This window comes from Pseudoalteromonas sp. BZK2, assembly GCF_014349195.1.
In the GTDB taxonomy this organism is placed as follows: Bacteria; Pseudomonadota; Gammaproteobacteria; order Enterobacterales; family Alteromonadaceae; genus Pseudoalteromonas; species Pseudoalteromonas simplex.
Genome location: NZ_JACSOG010000056.1, coordinates 1 through 19,754 on the forward strand (window position 1 = coordinate 1; position 19,754 = coordinate 19,754).

A 19,754-nucleotide genomic window follows, 5' to 3' on the forward strand; every position below is an offset into this window, starting at 1 on the left:
CCGCTTAATTAAGTAGTCTATTTTGAGGCAATAAAACCTCGTTGATAACAAGGCAAAAATTTCGTTATTTAGTTGTTCTAAATGAGAAATTTTTAACGCCGTTAGCGACAGGTTTAATCCCTCAAAATGATTAAGTATTATTGCGGGTTGGTATTAGCTGGCACTAGTTTAAAAAGCGTTTTAAGTCGTCAGGTATAGGCATTGGTTTGAAAGGGCTAACATTAGTGCCGCCGGTATTACCGAGTGGTACCCAAATACGCGAAAATACAATTGAAGCAGCCATACGAACAAACTGACCAATTATTTCCTTGGTATTATGGGTTTTAAAACCAATTTTACACATCCACCAATGTGAGTAAGTGTGCGGAATAATATAGCTTTGACCGAGAATATGAGCCCGCTCTAAGTGATAAAAAGCGGTTGTGTAATCTGCTTTCTCATAACTCGTTTTAGCCAATATCATTTCGGTGTTAAAGGCATTTTTGAGCTCATTATTCATGGCGAATGGTATGTTTAGTAATGGTTGTTTATTTGTAATGCCGTTTGTACCAAAAGTAAACACCTGAAATCGTGAAAAACAACGGTGATAAAGCAAATAGTAACCACAGTAATTGCACGATAGAGCCTGCAAAATCACCAATATGAAACTTATATTTAAAGTTCCATGTTTGCGTGGTCCATGAGCTTTGGCTGGCATCATAGCTTGCAATAATATCTGCTGAATATGGGTTCGCCCATACCCAACTATAGGCATGGCTTTCACCCGGGTTCTCTATTCTAAAACCTATGTTATCAGTTGGTTTTTTCGGTAAATAAATTCTAAATAACTTACCCTCAGGAAATACAGTTTGTGCGTTTTCAAACGCTTTTTGCACTTGTAAAGGCGTGTCCGCTAAAGGGGGAATAACGGCTGGTGGTTTTGGTCTATCTTCAACTGTACCTTGCATCACAAATTCTAATACGGCTTTGGTTTGTGGCTTCCAGTTAAACGCCATACCTGTGTAAGCAATTAAAATGAGTGGAATTAAAAAATACACACCCAGAACGGTATGTAGCTGATACATTAACACTCTGAATTTTGCTTTACGCTTAATAGCCAAACGTTTAATACGATTTTTTGGCTTAACCCAAATATAAAAACCGAGCAGAATCTCAAAAATGAGTATTAGAGCACATACCGAAACCCAATTTCTTAGCGGGCGGTTCTTATCGGCATCTTCATAAAGCAACCAGCGGTGCAAAGCCATGGTAAAACCATAAATCGTGCTGTAGTAATCGTACTCATGTAGAACTTGACCATTGTATGGGTTAACACTGACATAGCGGTTATTAGCTAACTGTAATTGCCAGGCAAGATCACTGCGCTGCTCAGGCATTAACAGGGTAACCGGTTGTTTAGTTGAAGCTGAAACATGTTTTATGAGGCTATCAAAATCAAGTGCTGAAGCCGCTGGTGTTACAGTCCATTTATCGCTTTGAGTAAGGTATTGAATGTCTTTTGCGTAAATAAGCAACGCACCGGTCAAACTTAAACAAATCAAAAATAAACCGCTTACTAAGGCAAGCAATAAATGCGTACGACGTAACCACAACTTCAACAAGGTTTGTTCCTTCAGTTTGCTGTTAAAACAAAACTGAATAGTAAATGATAACGCGTAACATTTACACTAAAACTTGTTCAATGGTGCAGCTTTCAATTGCAAAGTTATCATGCAAAAAGTGACGTATTTCATCGTTATTGATGTTGTGCTTGGCACTAAACTTTAGCTCGCAATGAACGTGATGATCGTCTATTTGCCACGTTTTGAGATAATCAATATCAGTAATTGCAAATTGGGTTTTGAGCTCAGTAATAGCTGCTGTTAAAGCAAAATTATCAGGGGCTGCCTGCATCAATATTTTACTGCTCGCTATTAACAGCAAAACACCATGGTAAATGACATACAAAGAAATCAGCATAGTGGCAATTAAATCAACAATATACCATTGATAAAGAATAATTAAGGTACCTGCTATGATCACCACCACTGAAGCTAATGCATCAGACACATTATGTATAAACGCAGCACGAATATTCATGCTGTCTTTAGCACCTGCTTTGTAAGTTAAAAGAGCGGTGACAAGATCAACAACTAGCGCAAAACCCGCAACCCAGATGATGATCCAGCCATCAATGGGCTCAGGATTTAAATAGTTGGAGATAGCTTCAACAATTAAGTAACCACCAATCACAATTAAACTTAAACTATTAAATAAGGTTGCTAAAATTTCAGCGCGTTTATAACCGTATTGATAACGATCATTGGCAGGTTTGGCACCAATTTTTCGGGCAATTAGGGCAATGAATAACGACGAGGCATCACTTAAATTATGCAGTGCATCAGCAATTAACGATAAACTGCCAGAAACAAGGCCGCCAATCACCTGAGCGACAGTTAATAACACATTGATTGCAACTGCCAGCATGAGTTGGCGGGTGCTTTGGTTATTTGTATCGTGATGATGGTGGTGGTGTCCGTGTCCCATAAAAATACCGAGTTATTGATTTGCTTTATTTTTATACCATGCGTGCCGTGGTATTGAAATGTTTGTAATGCATTGTTCGTGTACAGATTATAATTTACTGTTCAAATGCCGGTGGATTTGTTAATTTAGCGCCGTTGTACCAATTTTTAGTTCTAATTTTTAGGCTCAATGTGAAAGCTGCATTTATTATTTTGATTAGCGTATTATTGCTCCAGCCACTGCTGGATAGCTTTGATGTGGCCGATCATAATGCTGCGTTTAATCACACCTCGGTACTGTTATCAGAAGAAATTGACCTTGAAGCCCATTGCGCAGCCAATGGCGATCACCAGTTACATCAATCAGAGCATGCCGAGCTTAGCAAACAGTTGTCTGACTCAGCCGAGAAAGGCCATTGTCATGTTTGTCACAGCCCTGCGTTTGTTGATTCGCTGCAATTGTCTGAACCTACTGATGTTTATTTCGCTAAAATTGAATCACTTGATTTCAACTTCAAATCGGCTGACTTAGCACCGCTACATCGCCCACCTATTTTAGCTCTTACTTAATCAAAAACCCTTTTTTAGATTTTTTGGGCTTAGCCCATTTTAAGTAAGAGACACTCTATGTATTTAAGAAATTTTATGCGTTATGCATTGCTGTGCGTATGCTATATGACTGTGACAAATATTTATGCGACAGAACAAGCGCATAACCACCAAGAAAATGAGCAAGCTGAGCATGCTAATGAAGTCATTTTAACTGAGCAGCAACAGCAACTCGCTAATATTAAGGTTGAGCGCCTTGTACTGAAAAAACACAAGCAAACCTTGTATGCACCGGGCGAAATTAAAGCCAATGGCTACGCCAGTTATGTGGTGTCACCACGTGTTGATTCTATCGTTGTAAAACGCCATGCCTTATTAGGGCAGCATGTAAATAAAGGAGACTCTTTAGTCACTTTATTTAGTGGCGAAGTGGCTAGCCAGCAAACAGAATTTAGATTAGCAGAAGCCGAGTGGCAACGCGTTACTAAAATGACCGCAGGCACAGTCAGCGAAAAACAAATCTTAACTGCCAAAGCCGAGTATGAAGTGGCTTATAGCCGATTAGTTGCCTTTGGTTTATCAAAACAAGCTATTGTACAAACACTCACCATAAGCCCAGAAAAACTCGGTGAATACACCTTGTTTGCACAAACATCTGGGGCTGTTTTAACCGATAACTTTGCCCAAGGTCAGCGAGTAGATTCGGGGATTGAGCTAATGCTAATAGCCGATGAATCTGCGCTTTGGGTTGCTGCTCAGCTTTCAGCTAATCAAGACCGTACTATCAGTAATGGCTCTACGGCGCTGTTAGAAGTTAACGGCAATCGCTATCAAGCAAGGGTTATTCAAGAAGCACATACCATTGATGAACAAACACGTTCACGAACTGTTAGGCTCGAGGTAAAAAACACCCAGCATAGTTTGCACCCAGGCATGTTTGCGGATGTGTATTTTCATTTTGAAACAGACCAAGAGGTACTTGCCGTACCTGAAAACGCATTAACACGGAGTGCAGATGGTGACTGGCAGTTATTTGTCGTTGATGACGATGGTGGCTTTGCTGCCCATGAAGTAACCCTTGGCAGACGTTTTGGTGATTATCGCGAAGTGTTAGGTATCAAAGCCGGGCTTGAAGTTGTCACCCAAGGTGCTTTTTTTATTGCATCACAGCTAGCTAAAGGCGGATTTGATCCGCATAACCACTAGAGGTGATATATGTTTAATTTATTAATAGAGGCGGTGATAAAGAACCGTTTACTGGTTGTATTGGCCTTGCTTGCAGCGATTGCAGTGAGTGCATTTATGATCCCAAAACTTAATTTAGACGCCTTTCCTGATGTGACGAATGTGCAAGTTGCAGTGAATACCGAAGCGCCAGGGCTTGCGGCTGAAGAAGTTGAGCAGCTGATCACATACCCGATAGAAGCGGTTATGTATGCGCTGCCCGATGTAGAGCAGGTACGCTCTATTTCTAAAACAGGGTTATCGGGCGTCACTGTGGTGTTTAAAGAAGGTGTCGATATTTACTTTGCTAGGCAACTGGTTTTTGAACGTTTGCAGTCTGCTAAAGAGTTGATCCCAGCTGGTGTGGGTATGCCAACCATGGGCCCTAATACATCAGGACTTGGACAAGTCTATCAGTATTTACTTGAAGCAAAGCCAGATGCCAACATAGATAGCATGGCATTGCGTAGTTTAAATGATTGGGTGGTTAAATTACTTATATTACCTATTGATGGTGTGACCGATATTCTGTCATTTGGCGGTGAGGTAAAGCAGTATCAAGTGAACATAAACCCCAATAAGCTCCTTGCTTATGACTTAACACAGCAAGATGTTAGTAACGCACTAGATGCTAACAACAGTAATGTGGGTGGCTGGTATATGAACCGTGGTCAAGAGCAGCTTGTTATTCGTGGTACAGGTTGGTTTACCCCAGGCGAAAAAGGGCTTGCTGAGATTGCACAAACACCTATCAAAACCATTGATGGGACGGTTGTTCAAGTGGCTGATGTTGCGAATGTTGAGCTTGGTAGTGAAATTCGCCAAGGCGCTGTCACCTTATCTAAACGCAATGAACAAGGCGAAATAGTCAATCGTGGTGAAGTGGTGACTGGTATCGTGCTCAAGCGAATGGGCGCTAATACCAAGCAAACGATTGATGGCATTAACGCGCGTGTCGAGATGATTAATCAAGCACTGCCAAAAGGGGTTGAATTTAAAGCCATTTACGACCAGGCAGAACTTATTAGCCAAGCGGTACAAACGGTTATTGACGCACTGCTTTTAGCTTTTGTGTTTATTATCATTGTATTAGCGCTATTTTTGTTAGATTTAAGGGCAACATTTTTGGTGTTGTTGTCGATCCCTATCTCGATTGGCTTAGCACTGAGTGTAATGGCATGGCTTGGCTTGTCGGCAAACTTAATGTCGTTAGGTGGGATTGCTGTTGCAATCGGTATGCTGGTAGATGGCTCTGTTGTGATGGTTGAGAATGTATTTAGGCACTTAGGGCTTAAACATAATCAACATAAGCCTTCTTCGCAGCTGGTGGCTATTGCTGCAAAAGAAGTCGCACGGCCTATCTTTTTTGCCTCTTTGATCATACTAACGGTATTTTTACCGCTGTTTAGCTTTGAAGGCGTTGAGGCGAAGTTATTTCAGCCAATGGCTGTAAGTATTATGCTTGCGATTATTAGTGCTGTGATCGTTGCCTTGGTTGTGGTGCCAGCTCTGTGTGTGTACTTATTTGCTAAGGGCGTGACAGTAAAGCAAAGTATTCTGTTAAAACCTATCGATATGCTTTATCAACGGGCTTTACAAAAAGCATTGCAGGCTAAACGCAGCGTTTTAGCGATAGCAGGGTTATTACTGATTGTAGCGGCCGTTATGCTACCAAGGTTGGGTACTGAATTTGTGCCAGAGCTTGAAGAAGGTACTATTAATCTACGTGTGACACTTGCTCCATCTGCAAGTCTCGAAACGGCAATCTCAGTTGCACCAAAGCTTGAAGCTATGTTGCTTGAATTTAGTGAGGTGGAATATGCGCTGAGCCGGATCGGTCGGGCTGAAGTAGGGGGTGATCCTGAACCGGTTAACAACATTGAAATCTATTTAGGCTTAAAACCTCATGAGCAATGGGTAAACGCGAAAACGCGGGTCGAATTACAGCAACTAATGGAAGCCAAGCTTGAACAATTTCCTGGGCTTTTGTTTAACTTTTCGCAGCCTATTGCAACCCGAGTAGATGAGCTTTTATCCGGTGTTAAAGCGCAATTGGCAATAAAATTATTTGGTAGTGACCTGGGCGTTTTAACTGAAAAAGGCCAACAAATTGAGCAGTTAGTTCAGCAAATACCTGGTGCTAAAGATGTTGCTATGGAGCAAATAGGCGGTGAAGCACAGCTGATAGTTAAACCTAACCGTTTAGCATTATCGCGCTTTGGCTTATCGGTGGCTGATTTGATGGATGTAGTTCAGCACGGTATTGGCGGGCAATCTGCAGGGCAAATCATCAATGCCAATGAGCGCTATGATATTTATGTGCGTATAGCAAAAAGCTTTCGGCAAAACCCGAATGTGATTGCTGATCTTCGACTGCAAACCCCCACGGGTGCCATTGTTAGGGTGGGGGATGTAGCCGATGTACTGATTGAATCTGGCGCTCCACAAGTTCGTCGCGATGATGTTCAAAGGCGGGTGGTTATTCAAGCGAATGTGCAGGGGCGAGATATGGGCTCTGTAGTTGCCGATATACGCGCTGCCATAGCCGATAAAATGCAGCTACCAAGTGGTTACAGTGTAGCCATTGGTGGGCAGTTTGAAAACCAGCAAAGGGCACAGCAACGGCTGATGATAGTAGTGCCTGTAGCCTTATTACTCATTGCGTTATTGCTGTATTTTGCCTTTAGTAACCTATCGCAAGTGGTACTTATTCTTGTCAATGTTCCTTTAGCTGTGATTGGGGGAGTGATTGCATTGTATATTTCTGGGCAATACTTATCTGTACCCAGCTCAGTAGGGTTTATTACACTATTTGGTGTTGCTGTATTGAATGGTGTGGTGATGGTCGAAAGCATTAATCAAAGGGTTAGTGCAGGAGATAGCAAAGATAAAGCAGTATTTGAAGGCGCAGTTTCACGGCTTAGACCCGTACTTATGACCGCGCTTACTTCAATGCTTGGGCTAATTCCAATGCTCCTTAGCACAGGAATAGGCGCCGAAATACAAAAGCCCCTTGCCACGGTTATTGTTGGCGGTTTGGTCAGTGCTACCTTTTTAACTTTATTTGTACTTCCGGTACTTTATAAGTCGATGAGTAAATAAAGCATATGGGGCTAACTTTTAGTAGCCCCTTTTTAATGCCGTGTATTTCTGTAAAGGGCGTTTACACCATGCTAAAGCCCTTATAAACTGGGCGTTACAATAATGATGTAAAAAGGAATACAGAGTGAGTAACGCAATTACAATTCGTCCGGCAGTCGCAAGTGATGCTGCAACAATCCTACATTTTATTACCGAACTTGCTATTTACGAAAAAGAACCCGACGCAGTTAAAACAGACGAGCATGCTATTTTAAAAACGTTATTCAGTGAAGGTGCTACAGCTCACAGTGTTATTTGTTTAGAGGGCGACACACCAATTGGTTTTGCCGTGTATTTTTATAATTACTCTACATGGCTTGGTAAAAATGGTTTGTATTTAGAAGATCTTTACGTCAGTGCAGATAGCCGTGGTAAAGGTGCTGGTAAGCAAATTATGCAATATCTAGCTAAGCAAGCACTCGAAAAAGACTGTGGTCGTTTTGAGTGGGTGGTACTTGATTGGAATAAACCAGCCATTGATTTTTACGACAGCATTGGTGCTAAACCGCAAAACGAATGGATTATTTACCGCCTAACAGGCCAAGAGCTTATCGACTTTGCGCATCAATAAGTAATGTTGTTATAGCTTAAAATTAACAAATAACAATATAAATAAAAATCATTTGCATTTGATCTTTTCTATGTGTAGTTTAAATACACATAGAATGATTGGTATAAGTGCAGGTGATTTTTATGACTCAAACAACACGCCACACACCGTTAACCTCGAACGCCATTGATGACGCGCTTGCCCCTTGGCAAAGTGCAATTTATCAAGGCAACTTAGCATTTGAATCTGGCGAGCTTATTACTGCGCGTGATCATTACACGGTTGCCAGCAGCTGCGCTGAAACACTACTCGCACAGTTTTCTAATTTTCCAATCAACCATTCGGTAACTCGCTCGTTAGAGCATTGTATTGCAGCATTTGTTGTTGCCACTTTGAATCTTGCCGACACATTTAAAGTCATGCAAAAACCAGATAAAGCCTGCACCTGGCTTTGCCATGCTCATCAACGATTAAGCGCGCTGTTAAATCACCCAGAGCAGCAGGTTCGCATCTTGGTGCTGCACCATCATCACAAAACCTATTATGAGCTGGTTAAATTTGCGAGCATGGCATCGGCATTTCCGACACTCATTAACCGAATCAACCAGCTATTAGCTGACCATCCCCATAAAACGCAGTTATTACATTAACGATAAGGAATCAGTATGCCTTTTACATTACCCGATTTAGCTTATGACTATGATGCACTTGAACCGCACATTGATGCGAAAACCATGGAAATACATCACACCTTGCATCATCAAACCTATATCAATAAAGCGAATGCTGCACTCGAGGGCAGTCATTACTCTGAGCAAGATGCTGAAACATTACTACGCACTATTTCATCAATGCCTGAGTCTTTACAAAAAGCAGTACAAGAGCATGTGGGTGGTCACCATAATCATTCATTATTTTGGCAAATAATGACACCAAACGGCGGTGGTCAGCCAAGTGGTGAATTAAATACAGCAATTGTTGATACATTTGGCAGCTTTGACGCATTTAAAGAGCAATTTACGAATGCAGCGGTAAGTCGCTTTGGCAGTGGCTGGGCGTGGTTATGTGTTGATGAAAATAACCAATTGATTGTTGAAAGTAGCCTCAATCAAGATAGTCCACTTATGCAAAATCACATACCTATTTTAGGGCTAGATGTGTGGGAGCATGCATATTACTTGAAGTATCAAAATCGTCGCCCTGAATATATTGCGGCATTTTACGAAGTGATCAATTGGCCGGAAGTTGAGCGCCGATATTTAGCTGCAATTAAATAGCTGTTTAATTAGTTAAGGTCCGAAACTGGCTAGTCAAAAAATAATATTCAGTTAAGCTAACGGTATTAGCGTGTAACGAGAATAATTATGACTAGCCAACAATGGCAAACAGCAAGGCAAAGCCGCGACCCACGCTTTGATGGGGTGTTTTTTGTGGCGGTAAAAAGTACTGGCATTTATTGCAGACCCATTTGCCCCGCACCAACAGCACAAGAAAAGAACGTTGAATATTACCAATACGCGCACTTGGCTGCGCAGGATGGTTTTCGACCCTGCATTCGCTGTCGCCCAGATAGTGCACCGAATAGCCCAGCTTGGCTAGGTACTAAAACCACCGCATTACGCGCAAAACAACTGATTGATAAAGGTGAGGCCTACGATTGTGAGGTTTTAGCAGACAGGCTAGGGGTGTCGAGCCGTTATTTACGCCGTTTGTTTAACCAACATTTTGGACTGTCGATCACCCAATATCGATTATTTAACCAATGCAATTTTGCCAAGCAGCTATTACAAGAAACAGATTTGTCGGTGGCAGATATCGCATTTGCTTCTGGCTTTAATAGTATTCGTCGTTTTAATGATGCTTTCTTGAAGCAGCTAAATATCGCTCCTTCAAAGTTACGCAAGTCTGATAAAAAACCAGCCTCAACCTTAACTCTAACATTGGCATTTAGGCCGCCTTATAACTGGCAAGCACTGCATGATTTTTTGCAGCGCCGTTTAATTAGTGGCCTAGAATGGCTGAGCGTAACGAGCTATGGTCGTACTTTTAAAGAAAAATATTGCCAAGGGCAATTCACTGCGCATTTTGTTGAGCATAAAAACCATTTTAAAGTGGCGATTGATATAGATAACACCCGTTATTTACAGCAAGTGATCCATAATATTCGTCGTGTGCTTGATTTAGACGCAGACACGCAAACCATTGAGCAGCATTTAGATGAAGAGCTGAAAGGCGCGATGCCACTTTGTGTTGGGCTTCGTTTGCCGGGAATTTGGTCAGACTATGAAGCGGGCATACGTGCGGTTCTTGGTCAGCAAGTGAGTGTTACTGCGGCTCACAATCTCGTAACTCAGCTTGTGAATGAATTTAATCAGCAAAGTACTAACTACTATTTTCCAAGCCCTGATTGGGTTGCCAATTCTGAACTCGATTTTTTTAAAATGCCACAATCACGCAAAGATGCGCTAAGGCGTTTAAGTGCTTATTGTCAGCAAAACCCAGATAATCAAGAGCTTGATAATTGGCTTGAGCTCAAAGGTATTGGCCCGTGGACAGTTAATTACGCCAAACTACGCGGTCAAAGCCACCCCGATATTCTATTGGCGGGCGACTTAGGGGTTAAAAAAGCCCTCGCTGGAATAAGCGAATTTAATAGCGAGCACTGCGCGCCATTTCGCTCTTATTTAACTTTTCAACTATGGCAACAATTATGAGTATGCAACAAGTTATAATGCCAAGCCCGATTGGCGATATTACCATTCAAAGTACAGCAAAAGGTGTCAGTTACGTTGGCTTTTACCCGGTGGTTGCAATGCAAACAGAGGTTGTTGATGAGCACACCCTTACACCCATTTTAATTTGTATAAGTGAGCTTAATGAATACTTTAACGGTGAGCGTACACGTTTTACAGTTCCACTAGATACCCAAGGTACCCACTTTCAAAGGCAAGTGTGGCGTGCGCTGATGGATGTTGAATTTGGACAAACTAAAAGTTACCAAGAGATAGCACTTGCCATTAATAACCCAAAAGCGGTGCGTGCAGTGGGCGCTGCAAATGGTAAAAACCCGATTAGCATTATTGTACCGTGCCATCGGATTATTGGCGCAAACGGTAAACTCACAGGCTATGCGGGTGGCCTTGAAAGAAAAGAGTGGTTACTGAAACACGAAGGAATTTTGTAAAAAGTTAAATTGCCTTCTACACTATTTAAAGCTTAACTAAATTAGTAACTTATTATGACAGTGATGTTGTTTTTTACTAGAGTATTTTTGTGTACAGGGTTGTTTTTTACTTTTACTTGTTATGCGAAAGAGGCGTCTCCCTTACTAATTAAAATTTGTGTGGCGGATCATAATAAAGCGCCGATGTTTATCGATGCTAAAAACGAAATCCCCATTATTAATAGCCAAGCACAAATTAATACTCTAAAGGAATTAGATCTCGCAATAGATGAAGTTCAATTTCAATACCAACAAATGCCTTGGCAAGAATGTATATCATCAATAAAGCACGGCACTGTTGATGCATTTATTTCTGGTTTTAACGCGCTTAAAAGTGACTATGCTGTTTTCCCTGTTAATAAACAGGGCAAACCTCTCGATAAATATTCATTCGCATCTTTGAGCCAATGTTTAATCGGTAAACGACGTTTTCATTCAAAGTGGAATTCACGTGAGGTATTTCAATCAAAAGCATTCTCGTTAGCTGTTGCTAATGGCCATTTTGTTGGTGATGCTGCAAGTGAAGATGCGTTTTTTATTGAGCACACATTTACGCTACAAACTGCGATTGAACGAGTTGCTCAGGGAAATGCTGATGCAGCACTTGTGATTTGTGAGATTTCTAAGAATAAAGTCGATCTTAGTCAGTACTACCAATTTAAACTTGCTCCACTGTTCCCACCGATCAATACCTCAATAGCATATTTGGCTTTTTCAAATGAGTTTTTCTATAAGCATAAACTAGATGCAAACCTAGTTTGGGAGCAGCTCGCTAGTAAAAAATTGGCAGGGGTTTATGCAAGAATGTTGCAAAATATGAGCTCAGAACAAAACACTCATTATGGGACAAAAGAATAAGGTAAAGGATGATGTTGTCGTTCGATTAGGGTAGCATATTGCGACTTTAAAATTTGGGCAACATCATGGCACAGCTGTACTTTTATTATTCTGCAATGAATGCAGGCAAATCTACCACACTTTTACAATCTGCATTTAACTACCGCGAACGTGGTATGGAACCGGTTATTTTAACAGCGGCTATTGATGATAGAGCAGGTGTTGGCAAGGTGTCTTCACGTATTGGCTTACAGGCTGATGCGCATATTTTTGATGCAGAGAAAGATGTATTTGAATTGATCAAATCTTTAAATGCAGAGCAAAAGCGCCATTGTATTTTAGTTGATGAGTGTCAGTTTTTATCAAAAGACCAAGTAATGCAATTAACGGATGTGGTTGATGAGCTTGGTATTCCAGTGCTGTGTTATGGCTTACGTAACGATTTTAGAGGTGAGTTATTTAGTGGCTCACAATACTTACTTGCATGGGCTGACAAACTAATTGAGTTGAAAACAGTGTGTCATTGTGGTCGTAAAGCTAATCATGTACTGCGTACCGATGAGCATGGCAATGCGATTGCAGACGGTAATCAGGTAGAAATTGGCGGCAACGACCGGTATGTATCAGTGTGCCGCAAACATTATAAAGAAGCGTTAAATCTCGGCCGCTAATGCTGAGATAAAGCTATCAATATCTTGCTTAGTGACGCCTAAATGGGTCACTAATCGCAGTGGTTTTCCTGGCGAAAATAACATATTTTGTTCTTTTAGCGCATGTGCCACTGCTTTTAAGTCGATATGTTCGGCAACGTTTGCGTAAACAATGTTGGTATCGATTTGAAAAGGTGATGTATCAAAACCAGCTAACGTGTTTAATTGCTCTGCTAAATACGCCGCGTTATCGTGATCTTCAGCAAGTCTTGTTACGTGATGCTCAAGTGCATACTGACCCGCGGCTGCAAGCATACCCGCTTGGCGCATACCACCACCAAGTACTTTACGCCAGCGGCGCGCTTTATCGATCAGTACTTTGCTACCTAGTAATAGGGAGCCAACCGGCGCACCGAGTCCTTTTGATAAGCAAATAGATACAGAATCAAAATACTGGGTGATCTCAGTAATATCAACACCTAACTTAACCGCCGCGTTATACACGCGGGCACCGTCTAAGTGCAGAGCAAGGTTATGTTTATCAACACACTCTCTGGCTTGTTTAAGATAACTTAGCGGGAGAACTTTGCCACCAATGGTGTTTTCTAAGCTAAGTAGTTTGGTTTTAGCAAAGTGAAAGTCATCAGCTTTAATTGCAGCCACAACTTTGTTTAAATCTATGCTGCCATCGGCATTATTTTCAATTGGTTGCGGCTGAATAGAACCTAATACAGCGGCACCGCCACCCTCAAATTTGTAGTTATGCGCTTGTTGACCACAAATGTATTCGTCGCCACGTTCACAATGTGCCATCAATGCTAGTAAGTTTGCTTGCGTGCCTGAGCTACAATAAAGGGCGCTTTCGAAGCCATGACGCTCAACAGCAAATTGTTCAAGCTGATTAACGCTTGGGTCGTCACCATAAACGTCGTCGCCTACTGGGGCGTCATTCATGACCGCGCGCATGGCTGCTGTTGGTTTTGTAACTGTGTCTGAACGAAAGTCGATCATTTTATTATCCTTATACTAGTTCGTTAAGAATGGCTTCGCGGTCGGCTTGGTCAAAATAGCTCCAAGCAATAAAGCGACTTATTTTTTGGCCTTGTGCCATTTTTATAACCTTTACTTCTTTCACATCAAGTGTGCTGAGTAACTTTTTTATATGCGGTAAAGTGTCAGACTTTGAAACAAGTGATGTAAACCAAATACATTGCTCTGCAAACTCTTGGCTCTCAATACACATTTTACTGATAAATTCGCGTTCACCGCCTTCACACCAAAGCTCGTTTTGACGGCCACCAAAATTAAGCGCTTTTTGTGGCGCTTTGTTTAAGTTTTTCCATTTACGTTCAGTACCTGCATTTGCCTGTTGCTCGCTGGCATGAAACGGTGGGTTGCATAAAGTTAGGTGAAAGACATCTTTATTCGATATTACGCCCGTAAACATTTTATTGGCGTTACTTTGCTGCTTAACATTTATTTTGAGGCGGTTAAATTGCACAATTTGCTTAGCAATTTTAACAGACAATACATCAATATCTGAGCCTGTGAAGTGCCAGCCATATTCGTGGTTACCCGTAAGCGGGTAAATCACATTTGCACCCGTGCCTACATCAAGCACTTTTACTTGCTTACCCGTAGGAATATGACCTTGGTTATCGCTTGCTAATAAATCGGCCAAGTGATGAATGTAATCCACTCTGCCAGGAACTGGCGGGCAAAGGTAGTTGTCGGGTAAATCCCAAAAATCGATTTTATAATGGCTTTTTAATAACGCTTGGTTGAGGGTTTTAACCGCTAACGGATTGGTGAAATCAATGCTATCAGTGCCCGCTGGCGTTTGCGTTATATAAGGTGTTAGGGCAGGAGTATCTTTGCATAGCAAAGTAAAGTCGTAGCCATTTAAGTGGCGATTTCGCGGATGCATTAAGGAAAACCTATCTGTTAGCCATATCAAAGGCTGATTGTATCAAATAAATTTTAAATTTTGGCATCATTTGTGCCTTCTCTTATGTACAGTCCATTTCAAAGCGCTCAATTGCAGAGAGAAGTTAGTTTTTTATCAATTAACTTTTTCTACTCATAAGTAGTTTAATGATTGAGGTGGTTTGTTTTTTCACAATGCAGTGAATACAACTAATCTGGGGAATTATTATATGAAGTTATCTATTTTAGCAATGTCTTCGCTTTTTGCTTCGCAAATTGCAATTGCAGACAATTTAATTGCAAACGGCTCATTTGAACTGGATGTCGTAAATTCAACATGGACATTGTTAGATGAAGTTAACGGATGGCAAAGTGAAGGTGCAAGATTTGAAATTCAAACATCGCGTCTAGGTCTTATTACTGCTCAGCAAGGTAATCAATATGTCGAGCTAGACTCTACTTCTAATTACAGCATCTTTCAAACAGTCGCAACTGAGGCTGGAAAAACTTATGAAGTTTCATTTTACTACTCGCCTCGTATTAACGGTAACAATGATACAAATAAAGTTGATGTGAAGTGGAATGGAACAACAGTACTAAACGTAAATGCGACGCAAAGAGGCTGGCAATCATTTACATTATCTGTAGAAGCAGATTCAAACTCTTCAGAAATTCGTTTTAGCGGCGCAGGTGCGAGTGATAGTCTAGGCGGTTTTATTGATAACGTTGTTGTCACTCAAAAGCAGGCTTGTCATTCTGGTATATTTGGTATTAACAATTTTGGTTCTTCTGAAACGGGTTATGTTTATAAATTTGACCTAGAGACAAATACTTACAGTGTTGTCGCAGGAGCGCAAAATACGGCCTCAAACATTGCAAGTTATGATGGCAAACTTTATTTCATGGAACAACTTGATTCGGGCACGAAAGCGTCAAAACTTTGGTCGTTAGATTTAGAAACGGGCGCTCAAGTTGCTGAGGCTGATGCTACATCTTGGCCAATTTATCGTTCAGCAGTCACGGCAGACGGACAATCTTTACGTGCGACAAGTAAAACTTATATGTATGACTACAACTTGCAAACTGGAGAAAAAACAGTACGAGGCAAGATGCGCTATTCGGGAGATTCTTTCTCACATGGTGATGTAGCATATTCTGCTGATAATAATGTACTTTACGTATTAACAGGTCAATCACTTTATACCATTGATGATGGTTCGATGGAGTTAACCTTAATTGGTGAACACGGCATTAATTGGGCTTCAGGATTAGCGATTGCTGATGATGGAACATTGTATGTTTCAGGAAGAAAAGCAGGCGAAAATGCGAAGATTTACAGTGTTAATCCTCAAACGGCTGACTCTAGTTACGTTATGGATGCACCAGAGCACATTAATGATTTAACTTTCGTAGATAACTACTGCGAATAGGCGGTGTTTATAAAAATAGCCAGTGGTTCTGGCTATTTTTATTTAGTCTATTAAACATGGTAAGCAAAATTATTTGATAACTGATAGGTTGCTTTGCTTAAAGTATGGGCTACTTGAGGTTAAGAGCGAAAGATCGGGTATATTGGCCATGATACAAGCTACTAAAATTAGTGTTTAAAAATTTCTACTCAAATTGGGTCACATTGGGTACTACCATAAAACACCTAAAGCTGATAAATTCGTAAGTGATTCAATCAAGGAAAAATAATAAAAATCATGGTTAAAAAGATACTTAAAGGAATTGGTATAACATTTTTAGTTTTAATTAGCTTATTTGTACTTTTAGCAATTTGGACTGCGAATAAATCCTCTGCTTACAAAGAAACTGCTATTCCTTACCTAAATTCAGCAATTACAGATATCTCTCAATGGGATCCTCAAACTCTCAAAAACTATATGACCCCATCATCAATTGAAAATGCCACAGATGAAGATATTTCTAAAATCATGCGTGCATTCTCAAAGTTGGGCGAATTAAAAGAACTAGGTGAATTTGAATTTATAAATGTTAGCTCTAAAGCTGTTACCGGAGGTGGTTCTGGTACTTATGTTACTTATTTAATTCCAGCTTCATACACGAATGGAGACGCACAAATAACCGTCACGTTAAAAGAAGAAGGTGAGTCATTCTCTATTTATAACTTCAATTTAAATTCGATGGCGCTTATTGATTAAGTTTTATCAAAAATAGCAAGCGCAACTGTTTGTATTTAAATAGTTTATTTTCAAAGGAGTGTTTATGTCTAAAATTAAAAAAATAGTGATAGCTGTAGTAATTGTGCTAAGCCTTGGCGCAATTGCTAAACAATACAATGAGCACAATCACACAGAGATGGCAATTAAAGAGTGTGGCAATAAAGACAACATCGCTAAAGTCGACTCTAAAGGTTTTGAGTGTAAAGACTAATAGAGATTAGTAAAACATATACTTCACCTGAAATTATCATACTTGGTTTAAACAGCAACCTAACCACTCAACAGTAAAATAATCATGCAGGGCTTTTAATAACATAAAGGGAAAGAATTGAAAAAAGAACAAAGCAAGGAAAGTGGTATCTTATATGCTGTATTTACAACCGTTTTATTGTACTTCCTTTTTAAAATTACGTTAATTTTTTCTATGCAGTTAAATTGGCACTCAACCTGTCTAAGCTCACTTTGGGATAATGCCAACTCTGTAGTGACACCTTTTTTAGGGTTTTCCATTGTCGCTGTACTAAGTTGTATCTGGTTTTTTTATTGCGCCATAAAATACAAACAAAAAGCAGGTAAAGCGGTATATCTTTTATTAGGCGTAGGAGCTGTGTTCTATTATTTTTGGTTTAGAGGCTTTTACGGTTTTTGGCAGCTAATGAGCTACGAACAAAAAGAAATCACAGTACAAGAGTTTTATGAAAAAACAGGTGGTACAGATAGACTCACTTCGTTGTTTGGTAACCGCCTCAGGCATCATGAATTGTGTAAGTCACTACATGACAAGATTAATTAAAATACAGATGAGACGTTTTGCGAGGTACCAATATCGGTTGCTGTAAAAATACACAGCATAGTTATTTCGCTCCCATATTCAAGAAAATTAGCGACGAGCGCATTTTCTTTTTCTGAATACCTTTAGGACTAATTAAAAATACGAGTTGCCGATGCCTTAAGTTATTTGTTACTAATAGATTTATTAAATACATGAGCGTGACATTGACAGAAAGATTCGTGACGCGCGCACTATTAAAAAGTTATTTTTTGCTTTAACAAATATACAGCCACGCGCTATTGCCGTTGTGCTGAACGTTAGGTACAACGAGAGGTTAGAGATGAAATTATCAATCGTATATATAATTCTAGCTATTTCGTTTGGTATTTTATCTGTCGTGAGTGTTCCAAGAGATGGATGTTATGGCGCAGTATGTAGTGACTTTCAATCTGTTGGTGTTATCACATTCATATTTTTTGGTTTAGCTTTATTGTTTTCTATTTTAGGCCTGTTGCGTTTATTAAAAAAAGTTAAACTCAACCAGTTGCATAAATATGATAGTAAAGATCTAAATAACCTTGATGGGTAAGTTGTACCTAATAAGTATCTAAACCAAAGGACGCAAAACAGCAGGCTTGTGCTCCTTCGTCGCCAATTTTAGCCTGCTATTTTGTGCCGTTTATTACGGCGTTAGGTTAAAAAGTTGAATGGCACTACCTAAAAAAGGAATTAGAAAAATTGAGTATGAAGGGCATACATACGGTTGGTTAATTCGTTCAAAGCCAACTTACACTCAGGGGGCATTTCAAAGCCCAATGACCATAGGTATTCAAGAATTGGACTGTGAAATGCCCTAGGTTTTATATGTTACTCTGAATATTGATCGGCCAGATAATTGGCTATCTAGTCATCAAACTCAAATAACCCCAAATATCATTCGTAATATTATTAAAGGAGCTATCGAAGAAGGTTGGGTGTTTAATGAGGGTGGGGCGGCATATGAGTATGAATTTGGTGTAATAAAAAATGCGTAGCCAGTCACCTAACAAGTTTAACAGCCACCGCCACTGCGTCGCTAGACAGACTAAACGCAGCTTCGCGGCAGGCTGCCGGTTATAAAGGCTTTGGCCGAAATCAAATCAACAAAGGAGAAATGATATGGGTGCATGGGGAATGGGAGTGTTTGATGATGATACTTCTTGTGACTTACTTTATGAAGCTATGGAAACAGACGCTCTCAGTTTTATCAAAAAAGCACAAAACCATAAAGATGCGGAGTATCTGGAATACGATGAATGCCACGAAGTTATTGTTGCTGCTTCTATAATGGACTACATATTAAACGGTACAAAATATAATCATAATACCGATGGCTATGACGAATGGCTATCGAAGCAAGGAAAAGAAGGAATTGAAGATTTAAAGTCAGATATTTCTGAAAGCCTGCGGAGAGTTTTATCAGAAGAGTCAGAACTAAATGAGTTGTGGCTAGAAAATGAAGAAGATTACCCTACATGGAAGGGGAATATAGAAAGTATATTGTCAAACTTAAATGGCTAATAAATTGCTGCACCTGACAAATACTGCTACGCTCGTTTTGTTTGTGTCTGTCGGTGGCGCTCTTTTTTACACAAAGTCGCTCTTTGCAATATGTGCAGGTGAGTAAGGGAATAGAAGCCTATGAAGTTTAGAGTTCGAGAAGAAGACACACATTTCTATTTAAATGAAAGGAAAAATGGTGAATATGAACTAATGCTTCATACTGGCCCGTGTTTAGGTGAAAGTATATGTTTTTCGAAAGAGCGTTTAACTCAATTTAAAAAGTTGCTTAAAAACAGGGAATATTCATCAAAAACATAAAATTTTTAGGCATTCAATTACTGTCCAAAAGCAAACTTCGCTTGTTATTGAATTAAGTAGAAATATTGAGTTGTTTAACGCACTAATTGTAGATGAAAATTACTCTGTTAATATGTACGAAAATGACTTAGAGCAGTTCATAAACAGGTTTGAAGAATGCGGTTTCTAACATGGCAATTATGTGTGGGACGTCTAAAGCTTAGCTGGCGCTCCTTCGTCGCTAATTTTAGCTGAGCATTTATGCGCCCATTAGTAAGGCGTTGGTATGACTCCCACAGTCAAGTTAAACGCACTGATCCTTGCCTAACTTTTTAAGCCATAATTTCTTCAGC

21 protein-coding genes are annotated in these 19,754 nt (G+C 40.1%); 16 read left to right on the top strand and 5 right to left on the bottom strand.

Features of this window, described 5'->3' with window-relative positions; genetic code table 11:
* Positions 1 to 163 precede the first annotated feature (163 nt).
* From BIZ38_RS20655 to BIZ38_RS20665, 3 genes are all read right to left on the bottom strand, one after another.
* The gene (locus BIZ38_RS20655; RefSeq protein ID WP_138599961.1) at positions 164 to 499 is read right to left on the bottom strand and encodes a DUF3703 domain-containing protein; all 336 of its coding nucleotides are present in this window, start codon (positions 497 to 499) and stop codon (positions 164 to 166) included.
* Positions 500 to 527: 28 nt separating this feature from the next.
* Positions 528 to 1,598: a PepSY-associated TM helix domain-containing protein gene (locus BIZ38_RS20660; protein WP_187491191.1), complete on the bottom strand. Its 1,071-nt coding sequence runs from the start codon at positions 1,596 to 1,598 to the stop codon at positions 528 to 530.
* Positions 1,599 to 1,662: 64 nt separating this feature from the next.
* Positions 1,663 to 2,526: a cation diffusion facilitator family transporter gene (locus BIZ38_RS20665; RefSeq protein WP_138617428.1), complete on the bottom strand. Its 864-nt coding sequence runs from the start codon at positions 2,524 to 2,526 to the stop codon at positions 1,663 to 1,665.
* 170 nt (positions 2,527 to 2,696) lie between these two features.
* Between BIZ38_RS20665 and BIZ38_RS20670 the strand changes: the two genes are divergently transcribed.
* The 10 genes from BIZ38_RS20670 to BIZ38_RS20715 all read left to right on the top strand — a co-directional run bounded on the left by BIZ38_RS20670 (position 2,697) and on the right by BIZ38_RS20715 (position 12,699).
* Positions 2,697 to 3,074, top strand: coding sequence for a hypothetical protein (locus BIZ38_RS20670; RefSeq protein ID WP_054552100.1), 378 nt, complete (start codon positions 2,697 to 2,699; stop codon positions 3,072 to 3,074).
* A gap of 57 nt (positions 3,075 to 3,131) precedes the next feature.
* Positions 3,132 to 4,259 (top strand): efflux RND transporter periplasmic adaptor subunit, encoded by a 1,128-nt coding sequence (locus BIZ38_RS20675; protein WP_082389208.1) that lies wholly within the window; start codon positions 3,132 to 3,134, stop codon positions 4,257 to 4,259.
* Between the two features lie 9 nt (positions 4,260 to 4,268).
* Positions 4,269 to 7,379, top strand: coding sequence for an efflux RND transporter permease subunit (locus tag BIZ38_RS20680; protein WP_187491182.1), 3,111 nt, complete (start codon positions 4,269 to 4,271; stop codon positions 7,377 to 7,379).
* Positions 7,380 to 7,503: 124 nt separating this feature from the next.
* The gene (locus BIZ38_RS20685; protein ID WP_187491183.1) at positions 7,504 to 7,989 is read left to right on the top strand and encodes a GNAT family N-acetyltransferase; all 486 of its coding nucleotides are present in this window, start codon (positions 7,504 to 7,506) and stop codon (positions 7,987 to 7,989) included.
* A 122-nt stretch (positions 7,990 to 8,111) separates the two neighbouring features.
* Complete coding sequence (locus BIZ38_RS20690) at positions 8,112 to 8,618, top strand: hypothetical protein (RefSeq protein ID WP_138599957.1); 507 nt, start codon at positions 8,112 to 8,114, stop codon at positions 8,616 to 8,618.
* Between the two features lie 15 nt (positions 8,619 to 8,633).
* The gene (locus tag BIZ38_RS20695) at positions 8,634 to 9,245 is read left to right on the top strand and encodes a superoxide dismutase (protein ID WP_138599956.1); all 612 of its coding nucleotides are present in this window, start codon (positions 8,634 to 8,636) and stop codon (positions 9,243 to 9,245) included.
* 87 nt (positions 9,246 to 9,332) lie between these two features.
* A complete protein-coding gene (locus BIZ38_RS20700; RefSeq protein ID WP_187491184.1) occupies positions 9,333 to 10,682 on the top strand; it encodes a DNA-3-methyladenine glycosylase 2 family protein in 1,350 nt (449 codons plus the stop codon).
* A gap of 2 nt (positions 10,683 to 10,684) precedes the next feature.
* Complete coding sequence (locus tag BIZ38_RS20705; protein WP_187491192.1) at positions 10,685 to 11,152, top strand: methylated-DNA--[protein]-cysteine S-methyltransferase; 468 nt, start codon at positions 10,685 to 10,687, stop codon at positions 11,150 to 11,152.
* A 159-nt stretch (positions 11,153 to 11,311) separates the two neighbouring features.
* Positions 11,312 to 12,049, top strand: a complete 738-nt coding sequence (locus BIZ38_RS20710) for a hypothetical protein (protein ID WP_054552106.1) — start codon at positions 11,312 to 11,314, stop codon at positions 12,047 to 12,049.
* 65 nt (positions 12,050 to 12,114) lie between these two features.
* Entirely contained in the window at positions 12,115 to 12,699 is a 585-nt protein-coding gene (locus tag BIZ38_RS20715) for a thymidine kinase (protein WP_054552107.1), read from the top strand.
* Here BIZ38_RS20715 and ltaE read toward each other — a convergent pair.
* Together ltaE and rlmF are read right to left on the bottom strand one after the other, a co-directional pair.
* Positions 12,682 to 13,689 (bottom strand): low-specificity L-threonine aldolase, encoded by a 1,008-nt coding sequence (ltaE, locus tag BIZ38_RS20720; protein ID WP_187491185.1) that lies wholly within the window; start codon positions 13,687 to 13,689, stop codon positions 12,682 to 12,684. The genes BIZ38_RS20715 and ltaE overlap by 18 nt on opposite strands.
* Before the next feature lie 10 nt (positions 13,690 to 13,699).
* Positions 13,700 to 14,605, bottom strand: coding sequence for a 23S rRNA (adenine(1618)-N(6))-methyltransferase RlmF (gene rlmF, locus BIZ38_RS20725; RefSeq protein ID WP_187491186.1), 906 nt, complete (start codon positions 14,603 to 14,605; stop codon positions 13,700 to 13,702).
* Between the two features lie 229 nt (positions 14,606 to 14,834).
* On the opposite strand from rlmF, the gene BIZ38_RS20730 reads away from it, so the two are divergent.
* The 6 genes from BIZ38_RS20730 to BIZ38_RS20755 all read left to right on the top strand — a co-directional run bounded on the left by BIZ38_RS20730 (position 14,835) and on the right by BIZ38_RS20755 (position 19,122).
* Positions 14,835 to 16,034 (top strand): DUF642 domain-containing protein, encoded by a 1,200-nt coding sequence (locus BIZ38_RS20730; RefSeq protein WP_187491187.1) that lies wholly within the window; start codon positions 14,835 to 14,837, stop codon positions 16,032 to 16,034.
* A gap of 276 nt (positions 16,035 to 16,310) precedes the next feature.
* Complete coding sequence (locus BIZ38_RS20735) at positions 16,311 to 16,769, top strand: hypothetical protein (protein WP_055021640.1); 459 nt, start codon at positions 16,311 to 16,313, stop codon at positions 16,767 to 16,769.
* 64 nt (positions 16,770 to 16,833) lie between these two features.
* Positions 16,834 to 17,001 carry a hypothetical protein gene (locus BIZ38_RS20740; protein ID WP_165385119.1) on the top strand — a complete coding sequence of 56 codons (168 nt, stop codon included), beginning with the start codon at positions 16,834 to 16,836 and terminating at the stop codon, positions 16,999 to 17,001.
* Positions 17,002 to 17,118: 117 nt separating this feature from the next.
* Entirely contained in the window at positions 17,119 to 17,583 is a 465-nt protein-coding gene (locus BIZ38_RS20745; protein ID WP_187491188.1) for a hypothetical protein, read from the top strand.
* A gap of 319 nt (positions 17,584 to 17,902) precedes the next feature.
* Complete coding sequence (locus BIZ38_RS20750; protein ID WP_187491189.1) at positions 17,903 to 18,151, top strand: hypothetical protein; 249 nt, start codon at positions 17,903 to 17,905, stop codon at positions 18,149 to 18,151.
* A 569-nt stretch (positions 18,152 to 18,720) separates the two neighbouring features.
* Complete coding sequence (locus BIZ38_RS20755; protein WP_187491190.1) at positions 18,721 to 19,122, top strand: DUF4259 domain-containing protein; 402 nt, start codon at positions 18,721 to 18,723, stop codon at positions 19,120 to 19,122.
* The last annotated feature ends 632 nt before the right edge of the window (positions 19,123 to 19,754 follow it).

Bases quoted from the DNA above. Each gene is read 5' to 3' on its own strand.
- BIZ38_RS20655 (WP_138599961.1), bottom strand. From the start codon at position 499: ATGAATAATGAGCTCAAAAATGCCTTTAACACCGAAATGATATTGGCT.
- BIZ38_RS20665 (WP_138617428.1), bottom strand. From the start codon at position 2,526: ATGGGACACGGACACCACCACCATCATCACGATACAAATAACCAAAGC.
- BIZ38_RS20675 (WP_082389208.1), top strand. From the start codon at position 3,132: ATGTATTTAAGAAATTTTATGCGTTATGCATTGCTGTGCGTATGCTAT.
- BIZ38_RS20680 (WP_187491182.1), top strand. From the start codon at position 4,269: ATGTTTAATTTATTAATAGAGGCGGTGATAAAGAACCGTTTACTGGTT.
- BIZ38_RS20690 (WP_138599957.1), top strand. From the start codon at position 8,112: ATGACTCAAACAACACGCCACACACCGTTAACCTCGAACGCCATTGAT.
- BIZ38_RS20695 (WP_138599956.1), top strand. From the start codon at position 8,634: ATGCCTTTTACATTACCCGATTTAGCTTATGACTATGATGCACTTGAA.
- BIZ38_RS20700 (WP_187491184.1), top strand. From the start codon at position 9,333: ATGACTAGCCAACAATGGCAAACAGCAAGGCAAAGCCGCGACCCACGC.
- BIZ38_RS20705 (WP_187491192.1), top strand. From the start codon at position 10,685: ATGCAACAAGTTATAATGCCAAGCCCGATTGGCGATATTACCATTCAA.
- BIZ38_RS20715 (WP_054552107.1), top strand. From the start codon at position 12,115: ATGGCACAGCTGTACTTTTATTATTCTGCAATGAATGCAGGCAAATCT.
- ltaE (WP_187491185.1), bottom strand. From the start codon at position 13,689: ATGATCGACTTTCGTTCAGACACAGTTACAAAACCAACAGCAGCCATG.
- rlmF (WP_187491186.1), bottom strand. From the start codon at position 14,605: ATGCATCCGCGAAATCGCCACTTAAATGGCTACGACTTTACTTTGCTA.
- BIZ38_RS20730 (WP_187491187.1), top strand. From the start codon at position 14,835: ATGAAGTTATCTATTTTAGCAATGTCTTCGCTTTTTGCTTCGCAAATT.
- BIZ38_RS20735 (WP_055021640.1), top strand. From the start codon at position 16,311: ATGGTTAAAAAGATACTTAAAGGAATTGGTATAACATTTTTAGTTTTA.
- BIZ38_RS20740 (WP_165385119.1), top strand. From the start codon at position 16,834: ATGTCTAAAATTAAAAAAATAGTGATAGCTGTAGTAATTGTGCTAAGC.
- BIZ38_RS20750 (WP_187491189.1), top strand. From the start codon at position 17,903: ATGAAATTATCAATCGTATATATAATTCTAGCTATTTCGTTTGGTATT.
- BIZ38_RS20755 (WP_187491190.1), top strand. From the start codon at position 18,721: ATGGGTGCATGGGGAATGGGAGTGTTTGATGATGATACTTCTTGTGAC.